Origin of the sequence: Pseudomonas sp. o96-267 (assembly GCF_003935465.1) — a bacterium.
Lineage (GTDB): Bacteria > Pseudomonadota > Gammaproteobacteria > Pseudomonadales > Pseudomonadaceae > Aquipseudomonas > Aquipseudomonas sediminis.
In genome coordinates this window covers 103,178-116,731 of sequence record NZ_RHQP01000005.1, presented here as the reverse complement: position 1 = coordinate 116,731, position 13,554 = coordinate 103,178, and the positions used below count along the sequence as shown (strand labels likewise).

At 61.5% G+C, this 13,554-nt stretch carries 15 protein-coding genes; all 15 read left to right on the top strand.

The genetic code is table 11. The features are described 5' to 3' along the window. Positions 1 to 4: 4 nt before the first annotated feature. The 15 genes from fliJ to flhF all read left to right on the top strand — a co-directional run bounded on the left by fliJ (position 5) and on the right by flhF (position 13,478). Positions 5 to 454 carry a flagellar export protein FliJ gene (fliJ, locus tag EGJ86_RS04985; protein WP_021489636.1) on the top strand — a complete coding sequence of 150 codons (450 nt, stop codon included), beginning with the start codon at positions 5 to 7 and terminating at the stop codon, positions 452 to 454. 85 nt (positions 455 to 539) lie between these two features. Then, positions 540 to 845 carry an STAS domain-containing protein gene (locus EGJ86_RS04980; RefSeq protein WP_099523132.1) on the top strand — a complete coding sequence of 102 codons (306 nt, stop codon included), beginning with the start codon at positions 540 to 542 and terminating at the stop codon, positions 843 to 845. 2 nt (positions 846 to 847) lie between these two features. Then, entirely contained in the window at positions 848 to 2,536 is a 1,689-nt protein-coding gene (locus EGJ86_RS04975) for a fused response regulator/phosphatase (RefSeq protein WP_125834274.1), read from the top strand. Positions 2,537 to 2,566: 30 nt separating this feature from the next. Continuing rightward, positions 2,567 to 2,920, top strand: coding sequence for an Hpt domain-containing protein (locus tag EGJ86_RS04970; RefSeq protein WP_099523130.1), 354 nt, complete (start codon positions 2,567 to 2,569; stop codon positions 2,918 to 2,920). A gap of 67 nt (positions 2,921 to 2,987) precedes the next feature. After that, the gene (locus EGJ86_RS04965) at positions 2,988 to 4,214 is read left to right on the top strand and encodes a flagellar hook-length control protein FliK (RefSeq protein ID WP_125834273.1); all 1,227 of its coding nucleotides are present in this window, start codon (positions 2,988 to 2,990) and stop codon (positions 4,212 to 4,214) included. 228 nt (positions 4,215 to 4,442) lie between these two features. After that, complete coding sequence (gene fliL, locus EGJ86_RS04960) at positions 4,443 to 4,964, top strand: flagellar basal body-associated protein FliL (protein ID WP_125834272.1); 522 nt, start codon at positions 4,443 to 4,445, stop codon at positions 4,962 to 4,964. Between the two features lie 12 nt (positions 4,965 to 4,976). Further along, positions 4,977 to 5,948: a flagellar motor switch protein FliM gene (fliM, locus tag EGJ86_RS04955; protein WP_017679168.1), complete on the top strand. Its 972-nt coding sequence runs from the start codon at positions 4,977 to 4,979 to the stop codon at positions 5,946 to 5,948. A gap of 71 nt (positions 5,949 to 6,019) precedes the next feature. After that, positions 6,020 to 6,496 carry a flagellar motor switch protein FliN gene (gene fliN / locus EGJ86_RS04950; protein WP_125834271.1) on the top strand — a complete coding sequence of 159 codons (477 nt, stop codon included), beginning with the start codon at positions 6,020 to 6,022 and terminating at the stop codon, positions 6,494 to 6,496. A gap of 2 nt (positions 6,497 to 6,498) precedes the next feature. Then, positions 6,499 to 6,930: a flagellar biosynthetic protein FliO gene (gene fliO / locus EGJ86_RS04945; protein WP_106734305.1), complete on the top strand. Its 432-nt coding sequence runs from the start codon at positions 6,499 to 6,501 to the stop codon at positions 6,928 to 6,930. Beyond that, positions 6,930 to 7,715, top strand: a complete 786-nt coding sequence (gene fliP, locus EGJ86_RS04940) for a flagellar type III secretion system pore protein FliP (protein WP_099523125.1) — start codon at positions 6,930 to 6,932, stop codon at positions 7,713 to 7,715. The genes fliO and fliP overlap by 1 nt, the downstream gene beginning before the upstream one ends. A gap of 11 nt (positions 7,716 to 7,726) precedes the next feature. Next, entirely contained in the window at positions 7,727 to 7,996 is a 270-nt protein-coding gene (gene fliQ / locus EGJ86_RS04935) for a flagellar biosynthesis protein FliQ (RefSeq protein WP_096826229.1), read from the top strand. Between the two features lie 13 nt (positions 7,997 to 8,009). Beyond that, positions 8,010 to 8,786 (top strand): flagellar biosynthetic protein FliR, encoded by a 777-nt coding sequence (fliR, locus tag EGJ86_RS04930; RefSeq protein WP_099523124.1) that lies wholly within the window; start codon positions 8,010 to 8,012, stop codon positions 8,784 to 8,786. A gap of 2 nt (positions 8,787 to 8,788) precedes the next feature. Next, entirely contained in the window at positions 8,789 to 9,925 is a 1,137-nt protein-coding gene (flhB, locus tag EGJ86_RS04925) for a flagellar biosynthesis protein FlhB (protein ID WP_125834270.1), read from the top strand. An 83-nt stretch (positions 9,926 to 10,008) separates the two neighbouring features. After that, entirely contained in the window at positions 10,009 to 12,156 is a 2,148-nt protein-coding gene (gene flhA / locus EGJ86_RS04920) for a flagellar biosynthesis protein FlhA (protein WP_125834269.1), read from the top strand. Positions 12,157 to 12,167: 11 nt separating this feature from the next. Continuing rightward, on the top strand, positions 12,168 to 13,478 hold the full coding sequence (gene flhF, locus EGJ86_RS04915) for a flagellar biosynthesis protein FlhF (protein WP_125834268.1): 1,311 nt from the start codon (positions 12,168 to 12,170) through the stop codon (positions 13,476 to 13,478). The last annotated feature ends 76 nt before the right edge of the window (positions 13,479 to 13,554 follow it).

Genomic DNA, 13,554 nt, shown 5'->3' with positions numbered 1-13,554 from the left:
CGCAATGAGCCTCAGTCGTGCCAAGCGTTTGCAGCCGGTTGTCGAGATGGCAGAAAAAGCAGAGCGCGAGGCGGCTCGCCAACTCGGGCATTGCCAAGGGCTGGTGGGGCAGGCCGAGGCCAAGCTGGGCGAGCTGGAGCGTTTTCGTGGCGACTACCAGCAGCAGTGGATCAGTGAGGGCAGCAAGGGCGTTTCCGGCCAGTGGCTGATGAACTACCAGCGCTTTTTGTCACAGCTTGAAACCGCGGTCGGCCAGCAGCAGCAAAGTCTGGAGTGGCACCGCGCCAACCTGGAAAAGGTGCGTGCCGTTTGGCAGCAGCGCTATGCACGTCTCGAGGGGCTGCGCAAACTGGTGCAGCGCTATATCGATGAAGCCCGTTTGGCCGAGGACAAGCGCGAGCAGAAACTGCTCGACGAGCTGGCGCAGCGCTTGATAGACCGTGGCGAGCCATGAATAGAGGTTGTTTCGTCGCCGGCCAAATGCTACACCTTCAGACGTGAATTGCCCTATCTGGCAGAGTCTCGACAAAGGAGTAGACATGGCCATTACCTCGCAGCCCTCGGCAGATGGGCAAGAGCTGACCATCGTGATTCGAGGACGCTTCGACTTCGCCTCCCACCAGGAATTCCGTGATGCCTATGAGCGCGTCAGCGTGACGCCCAAGCGCTACCAAGTCGACCTGCGTGACACCAGTTATCTGGATAGCTCGGCACTGGGGATGCTGCTGCTCTTGCGCGATCACGCAGGCGGCGATTCGGCGCAGATTAGCCTGCTCAACTGCAGCAGTGACGTGCGCAAGATCCTCGCCATCTCCAACTTCGAGCAGTTGTTCAAAATCAGCTGAGCATGTCTGAGCGTCTTGCGATCCTGATCGCCGAGGACAACGCGGCCGACCGCATGCTGTTGTCCACCATCGTCAGTCGCCAAGGGCACCGCGTACTGACCGCCAGCAATGGTCTGGAGGCTGTCGCCCTGTTCGAGCAGGAGCGTCCGCATCTGGTCTTGATGGATGCGCTGATGCCGGTGATGGATGGCTTCGAGGCGGCGCGGCGGATCAAGGATCAGGCCGGCGAGGCGCTGGTGCCTATCATCTTTCTCACCTCGCTGACCGAGGGCGAGGCGCTGGTGCGTTGCCTGGAGGCCGGTGGCGACGATTTTCTCGCCAAGCCCTATAACCGGGTGATACTCGAGGCCAAGATCGGGGCCATGGACCGCCTGCGCCGTCTGCACGATACGGTATTGCAGCAGCGCGACTTGATCGCCTTGCACAACGAGCACCTGCTGCACGAGCAACGCGTAGCCAAGGCGGTATTCGACAAGGTGGCACATTCCGGCTGCCTGGATGCGCCAAACATCCGCTACATGCAGTCGCCTTATGCGCTGTTCAACGGTGATTTGTTACTGGCAGCCTACAAGCCGTCCGGCGGCATGCACGTGATGCTGGGTGATTTCACCGGTCATGGTTTGCCGGCGGCTATTGGCGCTATGCCGCTGGCCGAGGTGTTCTATGGCATGACCGCCAAAGGCCATGCGCTCGCCGAGATCCTTCGCGAGATCAACGCCAAGCTAAAGCGCATCCTGCCGGTTGGGGTGTTCTGCTGTGCCACCTTGCTCAACATCAGCAGCAAGCGTGGGCTGCTCGAAGTGTGGAATGGCGGGCTGCCGGATGGCTATCTGCTGCATGCCGATGGCCGTCCGCGTCAGCCATTGGTATCTCGCCATCTGCCGCTGGGGGTTCTGGAGCCTGCGGCGTTCAGTGACCGTTGCGAGGTCTATCCGCTAGCGCCAGGGGATCGCATCTTTCTGCTTAGCGACGGGGTACTCGAGGCCAGTGACCAGTGCGGCCAGCTGTTCGGCGAGGAACGCCTGCTCCGGCTGCTGGAGGCCAATCGGCAGCCACAGGCCTTGTTCGAGGAAATCCAGCAGGCGCTGGTGGCGTTCCGCGGTGAACAGCAGGACGACGTCAGCATGGTCCAGGTCGGGCTTGCCGAAGACGACGAGCGCCCCCGGCCGCTGGCTTTTGCCGACAGCGGCCAGGGCAGCGTGATGGACTGGGCGGCCAGTTTCGAGTTTCGAGCGCTGAGCCTGCGCCATTTCAATCCGTTGCCATTCTTGCTGCAGCTGCTGCTGGACGTACGGGCGTTGCGACCGCGTGGCGGCGAGCTGTATACCGTGCTCGCCGAGCTCTATTCCAATGCGCTGGAACATGGCGTGATGGGGCTGGATTCCTCGCTCAAGCAGGATGCCAGCGGTTTTGCCGAGTACTACCGAGAGCGGCGTTTGCGTCTGGCGTCATTACACGATGGCTATGTGCGCTTTCACCTGCAGATGCTCCCGGAGGGAAATGGCGGCCGCCTTATCGTCGGGATAGAGGACAGCGGGCCTGGTTTCGATCCAGCCAGTGTCGTGGCACTGCGAGATGACGCACTTTGCGGGCGCGGTCTGGCGCTGGTCCGTGAGCTGAGCGACGGTTTTGGTTGCGGCCCCGACGGACGAGGCGTCAGCGTGGAGTTTTGTTGGTCCGCTGAGGCATAATCCGGGGCTTGATGTTCAGGGAGTGACCCGGTGTCCGATATCCATCTCGACGATGCCGTCCTGGCGGCGCTGCAGGACGTCATGGAAGACGAGTACCCGATTTTGCTCGATACCTTCGTTGCCGATTCCGAAGAGCGTTTGCGCCTGCTGCATCAGGCGCAGGCCGAGGATGATGCGCAGGGGCTGCGACTGGCTGCGCACAGCTTCAAGGGCAGTTGCAGCAACATGGGCGCGGTACTGTTGGCCAGCCTGTGCAAGGAACTCGAGGACGCCGGTCGGCGCGAGGCACTGGACCTGGCCCCGGCGCTGATCGAGCAGGTCGAGCGTGAGTTCGCCATCGTGCGCATCCTGTTCAAATCCGAGCGCCAGCGTTATCGCCTCTGATGCCTTTTCACGAGTTGGCCCGTCCTTTGCTCTGATCCCGTCACGACCGATCAGACGGAGAGCGTCCATGTCCGCGTTGCCCGACCTACGCCTGCAGGCTACGCCTGAGGTGAAGAGCAAAGCGAAGCAACCGGCCAAAGCGCCGGAACCCAGCAAGAACGGTGCTTCCAGCTTTGCCGATATGTATGCCAAGGAGCGTCAGGCCAAGCCTGGCGAGCGTACTGGCAGTACCGATAAATCCAGCCAAGAGCAGAAGCCTGCTGCTTCTTCAGGAGCGGCTGACACTGCCTCTTCTGCCGCCGAGCAGCCCTCGGTTGCCGCCCCCGGCAATTCCTTGCCGACCCAGGAGGGCGTTGAAGAAGAGCTCGACCCGTTGCTGGCGATGGCACTGGGCGGTATCCAGGTGCCAGTAGAGGATGCTGCGGTCACCCAGGACTCGCCGGAGTTGCCGGCGCTGGTGATCACCGGCGCCAATGCCAGTGCTGCGGATACTGCTGAGCCAGTGCTGGAGGAAGATGTTCTCGATCCGCTGGCGCAGCTCAAGCAGCCGGCAGAAGAAGCGGGCAAGGCGCAGTTGTCGCAAGACGCTGCGATCAAGAGCACGCGGGTGGCGACCAGCACGGACTTCGCTGCGGCCATGTCCGCTATGGGCAAGGGGGAGGAGGCGGCCGAAAGCTCTGACGAGTCGGTGCTGGACCTGCCGCTGGAAAGCCTGGCCAAGGATGCCCTGGAAAGTCTCAAGGACAGCGTTCAGCCCAATCGCCCGGATCAGTTCGTCAGCAAGCTCAATGCGCTGACGCAGGCGCTCAATCATCAGGTCGGTGCCGCCCAGCGCACGCCGCTGGTGCCCGGCCAGCCGGTGGCCATGCATCAGGGGGGCTGGAGCGAGGCCGTGGTGGATCGTGTCATGTGGTTGTCCAGTCAGAACCTCAAGTCGGCTGAAATTCAACTGGACCCGGCGGAGTTGGGGCGTCTTGAGGTGCGGGTGAACCTGTCCCAGGATCAGGCCCAGGTGACGTTCGCCAGCCCCAATGCCGGGGTGCGCGAAGCGCTGGAAGGGCAAATGCATCGCTTGCGTGAGCTGTTCGCGCAGCAAGGCATGAATCTGGCCGATGCCAACGTTTCCGATCAGTCGCTTAACCGCGGCTGGCAGGGGCAGGGCGAGGGCGGTCGTGGTGGTTCTGGCTCGCGTGATGATCTGCTAGCCAGTGACGAGCTGCAGCCGGGCGTCCATCAGGAAGTGCGCAGTGAGCGTTTGACCTCTGGCCGCGGGCTGGTCGACTACTACGCATAAGTGGGGCTCAAACGCTGAGCAATGCCCGATTATCGGTGTTCCTCCGCTAGACTTGTATTCGCCCGGGTTGCCGAAAGGTGCCCGGGCGAATGCATTTTGGGTGACAGCAAGTAGCTGGCGCTGTTAAATCCGCGCCCAGAGTTAGACAAGCCTGCTCATATGCTGGCATAACACTTGCTCTTAACCCTTTGAATGCGGAAAGAACTCCGATAGTGACGGATTATTGGCATGGCTAAGAAAGAAGCGGCACCGGCTGCTGACGGACAACCCGCCGGCAAGAGCAAGCTCAAACTCATCATCCTGATTGTGGTGGGTCTGCTTCTGGCCGTTGGCCTTTCCGTGGGCGGTACCTGGTTCATTCTCAGCAAGGGTGATAAGAGCGAGGAGGCCAAACCGGCAGAGGCTGCGGCATCGGCGGCGCCAGTGCGCCAGCCAGCTGTCTATCAGGACCTGATGCCGGCCTTCGTGGTCAACTTCAATTACCAGAACCGTACCCGCTACCTGCAGGTCAGCATGGCCTTGATGAGCCGTGATACCACCGGCATGGAGAAGCTCAAGGTGCATATGCCGGTATTGCGTAACCGTCTGGTGATGTTGCTGTCCGGTCAAGATTTTGCCGCGCTGCAAACGCCGTTGGGCAAGGAAATGCTTCTGCAGCAGGCGCTGGCCAGCGTGCAGGAGCTGGCGCAGAAGGAAACCGGCAGCACTGTGGTCGAGCAGGTGCTGTTCACCAATTTCGTGTTGCAGTAGCGGGAGCCGAAGATGGCCGTGCAAGACCTGCTTTCCCAGGACGAGATCGATGCGCTGTTGCATGGCGTCGATGACGGCCTGGTGGAAACCGAGGACGCAGCGGAGCCGGGGAGCGTCAAACAGTACGACCTGACCAGTCAGGATCGTATCGTCCGTGGGCGCATGCCGACCCTGGAGATGATCAACGAGCGCTTTGCCCGTTATACCCGCATCAGCATGTTCAACCTGTTGCGCCGCTCGGCTGACGTCGCCGTCGGTGGTGTGCAGGTGATGAAATTCGGCGAATACGTGCACTCGCTGTACGTGCCTACCAGCCTCAACCTGGTGAAGATGAAGCCGCTACGCGGCACCGGGCTGTTCATTCTCGACGCCAAGCTGGTGTTCAAGCTGGTGGACAACTTCTTCGGCGGCGATGGGCGCCATGCCAAGATCGAAGGCCGTGAGTTCACTCCAACCGAACTGCGTGTCGTGCGTATGGTGCTGGACCAGGCGTTCGTCGACCTGCGTGAAGCCTGGCACGCGGTCATGGATATCAACTTCGAGTACGTCAACTCCGAGGTCAACCCGGCGCTGGCCAACATCGTCAGCCCCAGCGAAGTGGTGGTGGTGTCCACCTTCCATATCGAGCTCGACGGTGGTGGTGGCGATCTGCACATCACCATGCCGTACTCGATGATCGAGCCGATCCGCGAAATGCTCGATGCCGGTTTCCAATCCGATGTCGACGATCAGGACGAGCGCTGGATCAAGGCCCTGCGCGAGGACATCCTCGATGTCAGCGTGCCGCTGGCCGCCACCGTCGCCCGTCGCCAGTTGAAGCTGCGCGACATCCTGCATATGCAGCCGGGTGATGTGATCCCCGTGGAATTGCCGGACAACGTGGTCATGCGCGCCAATGGCGTGCCGACCTTCAAGGTCAAGCTGGGAGCGCACAAGGGCAATCTGGCCCTGCAGGTGCTGGAACCAATCGAACGCCAACGCTGAGGCGTTGGTAACTCTCCAGGGCTGACAAAGCCCGACGTGAACGAATAGCAGAAGCCAGGCGAGGAATCACGATGGCAGACGAAGAAAACACCTCCCCCGAGGAACAGGCACTGGCCGATGAATGGGCCGCAGCGCTGGCCGAGGCAGGTGATGCCGATCAGGACGATATCGATGCCATGCTCGCAGGGCAGGGGGCCGCTCAGGCAGCGCAACCGGCCGTACCGCGTGCACCGATGGAAGAGTTCGGCAGCGCACCGCCTCCCGGTAATCTGCCGGTCAATCTGGATGGCCCCAATCTGGATGTGATCCTGGATATTCCAGTGTCCATCTCCATGGAAGTGGGCAACACCGATATCACTATCCGTAATCTGCTGCAGCTCAATCAGGGCTCGGTGATCGAGCTGGATCGTCTGGCTGGTGAGCCGCTCGATGTGCTGGTCAACGGCACGTTGATCGCTCATGGCGAAGTGGTGGTGGTCAACGAGAAGTTCGGCATTCGCCTGACCGACGTGATCAGCCCCAGCGAACGTATCAAGAAGCTGCGCTGACCATGGCTCGTCTTCTCGCTCTGTTTCTCAGCATGCCTCTGGCGGCCATGGCTGCCGAGCCTGCCGGCAAGGCAGCGACTCCCATGGCTGGCAGCGACATAGCCGGTCAGCTCGGCCAGTTGCTGCTCGGCTTGTTGCTGGTGATCGGTTTGATCTTCCTGCTCGCCTGGCTGTTGCGCCGTGTGCAGCAACTGAACCCGAAGGGCGGGCAGGTGATCAAGCTGTTGTCGAGCCAGGCGCTCGGCCCGCGTGATCGCCTGGTGCTGGTGCAGGTAGGCAACGAGCAGATTTTGCTGGGGCTGTCCGCTGGGCGCATTACCCCGCTGCACGTGCTCAAGGAGCCAGTGCATCTGGCCGATGCCGAGCAGGCCACGCCAGAGTTCGCCCAGCGCCTGATGGAGCTGATGGGCAAGGATCAGAAGGACAAATCCTGATGCTGCGTTTGTTGCTGGTGCTGGTGCTGAGCCTCGCCGCTTCTCTGGCGTTCGCCGAGGACCCTCCTGCAGGCAATTCGCTGATCCAGACGGGCAGCAGTCCGTTGTCGATCCCCGCCATCACCCTGTCCACCGACGCCCAGGGGCAGCAGGAATACTCGGTCAGCCTGCAGATTCTGCTGATCATGACGGCGCTGAGTTTCATCCCGGCGTTCGTCATGCTGATGACCAGCTTCACGCGGATCATTATCGTCTTCTCCATCCTGCGTCAGGCGCTGGGTCTGCAGCAGACGCCGTCCAACCAGATCCTGGTCGGCCTGGCGCTGTTTCTGACGATGTTCATCATGGCGCCGATTTTCGACCGGATTAACACCGATGCGCTGCAGCCTTATCTGAACGAGGAGATCGTCGCTCAGGAGGCGCTGACACGGGCAGAGGTACCAATCCGCGACTTCATGCTGGCGCAGACTCGTGAGAGTGACCTGGCATTGTTCGTTCGTTTGTCCAAGCGTACCGACCTGGCCGGTGTCGAAGACGTGCCGTTGACCATTCTGGTGCCGGCGTTCGTCACCTCCGAGCTGAAGACCGCTTTCCAGATCGGCTTCATGATCTTCATTCCGTTTTTGATCATCGACATGGTGGTCGCCAGTATCCTCATGGCGATGGGGATGATGATGCTGTCGCCACTGATCATCTCATTGCCATTCAAGATCATGCTGTTCGTCCTGGTTGACGGCTGGGCGCTGATCATGGGCACCTTGGCCGCCAGTTTCGGCACCATATAGCGAGGCCTTTGATGACTCCCGAGGTAGCGGTTGACCTGTTTCGCGAAGCGCTCTGGCTGATCGTGCTGATCGTCGGTCTGGCGGTGGTGCCAAGCCTGATTGTCGGTCTGATGGTTGCCATGTTCCAGGCTGCCACGCAGATCAACGAACAGACGCTGAGCTTTTTGCCGCGCCTGATGGTGATGCTGATCACGCTGATATGGGCCGGCCCCTGGCTGGTGAGTCAGCTGATGGAGTACACCCAGACGCTGATCCAGAACATTCCGTACCTCATCGGTTGAGGGGCTGGGCGCGATGCTGGAGTTGAGCAACGAGCAGATCAGCGGCTGGGTCGGCCAGTTCCTGCTGCCGTTGTTTCGCATCGCGGCGATGTTGATGGTGATGCCCATCATCGGTACCCAGCTGGTGCCGAACCGCGTGCGCCTCTATCTGGCGTTGGCCATCAGTGTGGTGCTGGTACCGACGTTACCACCGATGCCGCAGGTCGATGCCTTGAGCCTGCGTAGTCTGCTGCTGATCCTCGAGCAGGTGCTGATCGGCGCCATGTTCGGCTTTATTCTGCAGTTGTTCTTTCATCTGTTCGCCGTTGCGGGGCAGATCATCGCCATGCAGATGGGCCTGGGGTTCGCCTCCATGGTCGACCCTACCAATGGTGTGTCGGTGCCGGTGCTTGGCCAGTTCATGCTGATGCTGGTGACCTTGCTGTTTCTGGCCATCAACGGCCATCTGGTAGTGCTGGAAATTCTGGCGGAGAGCTTCGTCACGCTGCCGTCCGGGCAAGGGTTGATGGTCAATCATTACTGGGAGCTGGCTGGCAAACTGGGCTGGGTGATCGGCGCCGGCCTGTTGTTGACGCTGCCCATGGTCACTGCGCTGCTGGTGATCAACCTGGCGTTTGGCGTGATGACGCGCGCCGCGCCGCAACTGAACATCTTTTCCATCGGCTTCCCCTTGACCCTGGCCATGGGCCTGGTGATTTTCTGGGTGGGGCTTTCCGATTTCGGCAACCTGTTCCAGGCGCTGGCCAGCGAAGCCCTGCAACAGCTGAGCGAATTCGCTCTTGTGAGGTAGCGATGGCCGAAAGCGAGAGCGGCGCTGACAAGAGCGAGGAACCCACAGGCAAGCGACTTGAAGAGTCGCGCAAGAAAGGCCAGATCGCTCGGTCCAAGGAACTCAACACGCTGGCGGTGACGCTCACCGGCACTGTCGCCCTGATCATTTTCGGCGCCTACATGGGCAATGTGTTGATGGATGTGATGCGCGGCAATTTCAGTTTGCCGCGCGATGTTCTGATGAGCGAGCGCAGCATGGCGCTTTATCTGCTGGCTTCGGGCAAGCAGGCATTGCTGGCGGTGCAACCCTTTTTCATTGCGCTGTTGATCGCCTCCATCGCTGGTCCCATCGCGCTGGGGGGGTGGTTGTTCTCTGCCGAGGCGCTGCAACCCAAAGCCAGTCGGATGAACCCATTGGCGGGTCTCAAGCGCATGTTTTCGGTTCAGGCGTTGGTCGAGTTGCTCAAGGCGCTGGCCAAGTTTCTGGTAATCCTCGCGGTAGCGCTGGTAGTGCTTTCGGTGGACCAGGACGATCTGCTGGCCATTGCCAACGAGCCCGTCGAGCCCGCCATTCTGCATAGCCTGAAGGTTGTCGGCTGGAGCGCGTTCTGGCTGTCCTGCGGGCTTATCCTGATCGCCGCGGTGGATGTGCCGTTCCAGCTATGGAGTCACAAGCAGAAGCTGATGATGACCAAGCAGGAGGTGCGCGACGAGTACAAGGACACTGAGGGCAAGCCCGAAGTGAAAGGACGTATTCGTCAACTGCAGCGTGAGATGGCCGAACGGCGGATGATGCAAGCCGTGCCGCAGGCTGACGTGGTCATCACCAACCCGACGCACTTCGCCGTAGCGCTCAAGTACGACCCGGAGAAGGGGAGCGCACCGGTGCTGCTGGCAAAGGGCGGCGACTTCCTGGCGCTGAAGATTCGCGAGATCGCCCAGGAGCACAAGGTGATGGTGCTGGAGTCCCCGGCATTGGCCCGTGCGGTGTATTACTCCACCGAGCTGGACCAGGAAATTCCTGCTGGCCTGTATCTGGCCGTGGCTCAAGTGCTGGCCTACGTCTATCAGCTTCGTCAGTACCAGGCCGGCAAGGGCAAGCGCCCAGGCCCGCTGCCGGACTTCCCGATTCCGGCGGATCTACGCCGCGACTCTTAGGGCGTGTAGTGCGCTGTCGTGTCACTTCTGGAACGCTTCTTGCCATGACCTCTCTAGGACGCACTTTCGCGTCAAAAGATTGAATGGCTTGGGGTAGGGACGTGGCAGTAGATCGCGCACAGTTAATCGGTGACGTACGCAGCAACCTTGCAGGTTTGCGCCATGGCAACCTGGGCATTCCGCTGCTGCTGCTGGTCATGCTCGGCATGGTCATGCTGCCGGTCCCGCCGTTTCTGCTCGATACCCTGTTCACCTTCAGTATCGCGCTGTCCATCGTCGTGTTGCTGGTCAGTATCTACGCGCTGCGCCCGCTGGATTTCGCTGTATTCCCCACCATCCTGCTGGCCGCCACGCTGCTTCGTCTGGCGCTTAACGTGGCTTCGACCCGTGTGGTGCTGCTCAATGGTCACGAAGGGCATGGCGCGGCTGGTCAGGTGATCCAGGCTTTCGGTGAGGTGGTGATCGGCGGCAACTACGTGGTTGGTATCGTGGTATTCGCCATCCTCATGATCATCAACTTCGTGGTGGTCACCAAGGGCGCCGGGCGTATCTCCGAGGTGAGCGCTCGCTTCACCCTCGACGCCATGCCAGGCAAGCAGATGGCTATCGACGCCGACCTCAACGCCGGCCTGATCGATCAGAATGAAGCCAAGAAACGCCGCAGCGAGGTGGCCCAGGAGGCAGACTTCTACGGTTCGATGGACGGTGCCAGCAAGTTCGTCCGTGGCGATGCCATCGCTGGCCTGCTGATCCTGTTCATCAACCTCATTGGTGGTATCGCCATCGGCGTGCTGCAGCACAGCCTGGCCTTCGCCGACGCCGGTAAGGTCTACACCCTGCTGACCATCGGTGATGGCCTGGTTGCGCAGATTCCTTCGCTGCTGCTGTCCACCGCCGCGGCGGTGATGGTGACCCGTGTTTCCAGCTCCGAAGACATGGGTGCGCAGGTCAATCGGCAGATGTTCGCGTCACCGCGGGCGCTGGCGGTGGCGGCGGCGATCCTCATTGCCATGGGGCTGGTGCCGGGTATGCCGCACTTTTCCTTCATCAGCCTTGGTCTGGTGGCGGCCGGTGGCGCCTACTGGATCGCGCACAAGAACCGCAAGGTCAAGGAAGAAGAGGTCAAGGAGGTGCAGCGCCAGCAGGAGCTGCTGCCGGCGCAGAAGGCTCAGGAGGTCAAGGAACTGGGCTGGGACGATGTCACTCCGGTGGACATGGTCGGCCTGGAGGTAGGCTATCGCCTGATTCCTCTGGTGGACCGCAACCAGGGTGGTCAACTGCTCGCGCGGATCAAGGGCGTGCGCAAGAAGCTGTCGCAGGAAATGGGTTTTCTCATGCCCTCGGTGCATATCCGCGACAACCTCGACTTGGCGCCCAACGCTTATCGCCTGACGCTGATGGGTGTCAGCGTGGCCGAGGCCGAGGTGTATCCGGATCGTGAATTGGCGATCAACCCCGGTCAGGTGTTCGGTCCGCTCAACGGCATCGCCGCCAAGGATCCGGCATTCGGTCTGGAGGCCGTGTGGATCGACCCCACTCAGCGCGATCAGGCGCAATCGCTCGGCTACACGGTGGTCGATGCCAGCACGGTGGTCGCCACTCACCTCAACCAGATCCTGCACAAGCATGCCCACGAGCTGCTCGGGCATGAGGAAGTGCAGCAACTCATGCAGTTGCTGGCCAAGAGTTCGCCGAAGCTGGCCGAAGAGCTGGTGCCAGGCCTGGTGTCGCTGTCGACGCTGCTCAAGGTGCTGCAGGCGCTGTTGCAGGAGCAGGTACCGGTACGCGACATCCGTACCATCGCCGAAGCCATCGCCAACGTCGCACCGAAGAGTCAAGATCCCGCCACCATGGTCGCCGCCGTGCGGGTGTCGCTGGCCCGCGCAATCGTGCAAAGCATCGTGGGACTAGAGCCGGAGCTGCCTGTGATCACCCTGGAACCAAGGTTGGAACAGATATTGCTGAATAGTCTGCAGAAGGCCGGTCAGGGCAGCGAGGATGGCATCCTCCTCGAACCTGGCATGGCCGAGAAGCTGCAGCGTTCCCTGGTGGAAGCGGCGCAGCGCCAGGAAATGCTCGGCAAGCCGGTGATTCTGCTGGTGGCCGGGCCCGTCCGGGCGATGCTGTCGCGCTTCGCGCGGCTGGCGGTACCCAGCATGCATGTGCTGGCCTACCAGGAAATTCCGGACAACAAGCAGGTCACCATAGTCGCTACGGTCGGCCAGAACTGAGGTAAAGGGTCATGCAGGTCAAACGCTTCTTCGCTGTCGATATGCGGACCGCCATGAAACTGGTGCGTGACGAACTGGGCGCTGATGCCGCGATCATCGGCAATCGCCGCGTTGCCGGTGGCGTCGAGCTGACTGCTGCGCTGGATTATCAGGTGCCGGCACCCGTGCGCCCTAACCCGGCGCTGGAAGCCGAGCTGCGCAAGACCCAGGCACGCATTGCCAGTGCCCAGGCCGAGCTGAGCACGCGTGCAGTACAGGATGCCGGCAAGGATCGCCAACTGTTCGCCAACGAGTCGTTGTTGGCGCCCGAGCTGCCGGCAACTCCGGTCAAGCCGCAGCGCCCGCTAGACGTTGCCGCACCTGCCGCGCCTGCGGTCGATCCCCGTGCCCTGGAGGCCATGCGTTTCGAGTTGCACGGCCTGCGTGAGCTGATTGAGGTGCAACTGGGGTCGATCGCCTGGGGACAACTGCAGAATCGTCGTCCGCAGCAAGCCAATCTGTGGCGCCGCCTGCAGCGTATGGGGTTGTCCGCCGAACTGTCGCAGGCGCTGCTGAGCAAGGTGGCCGGCGTTGCCGAACCGCGTCAGGCTTGGCGTATGCTGCTGGCACATCTGGCCCATGCGATCGCTACGCCCAAGGTCGAGCCGCTGGAAGAGGGGGGCGTGATCGCCCTGGTCGGTCCGGCCGGCATGGGCAAGACCACTACGCTGGCCAAGCTGGCTGCGCGTTATGTGCTTAAGTACGGCGCGCAGCAGGTCGCTCTGGTGAGCATGGACAGCTTCCGTATTGGCGCGCAGGAACAGCTCAAGACCCTGGGGCGCATCCTCGGTGTGTCGGTGACCCAGATCGATCCGGGCCAGTCCCTGTTGCAGACGCTGGCACCGCTGGCCAAGAAGCGCGTGGTGCTGGTCGATACCGCTGGCCTGCCGGGTAACGATCCGGCGTTGCGTCTGCAGTTGGAAAGTCTGGCCTCGGCACGCATCAAGGCGAAGAATTATCTGGTATTGGCCGCAACAAGTCAGAGCCAAGTGCTCAAGGCGGCCTACCATAGTTACAAGCGTTGTGGCCTTTCTGGCTGCATACTGACGAAGCTGGACGAAGCGGCGAGCCTGGGCGAGGTTTTAGGCCTGGCTATAGGCCAGCAACTGCCGGTAGCCTATGTGACGGATGGGCCGCGGATTCCGGATGATCTGCAGGTGCCACGCAGTCATCAGTTGGTCAGCCGGGCGGTGGGCCTGCAGGCTGCCGAGGAACCGAGTGAAGATGCCATGGCGCAGATGTTCGCCGGCCTCTATCACAACCCGGCCAAGCGGGCCGGCTGAAGCTGCGAGAATGTTGCACCCTCTCGCCACGTGGTGCGGGAGTGAGCGGCCCCAACAGGTTATTTCAACGACCTGT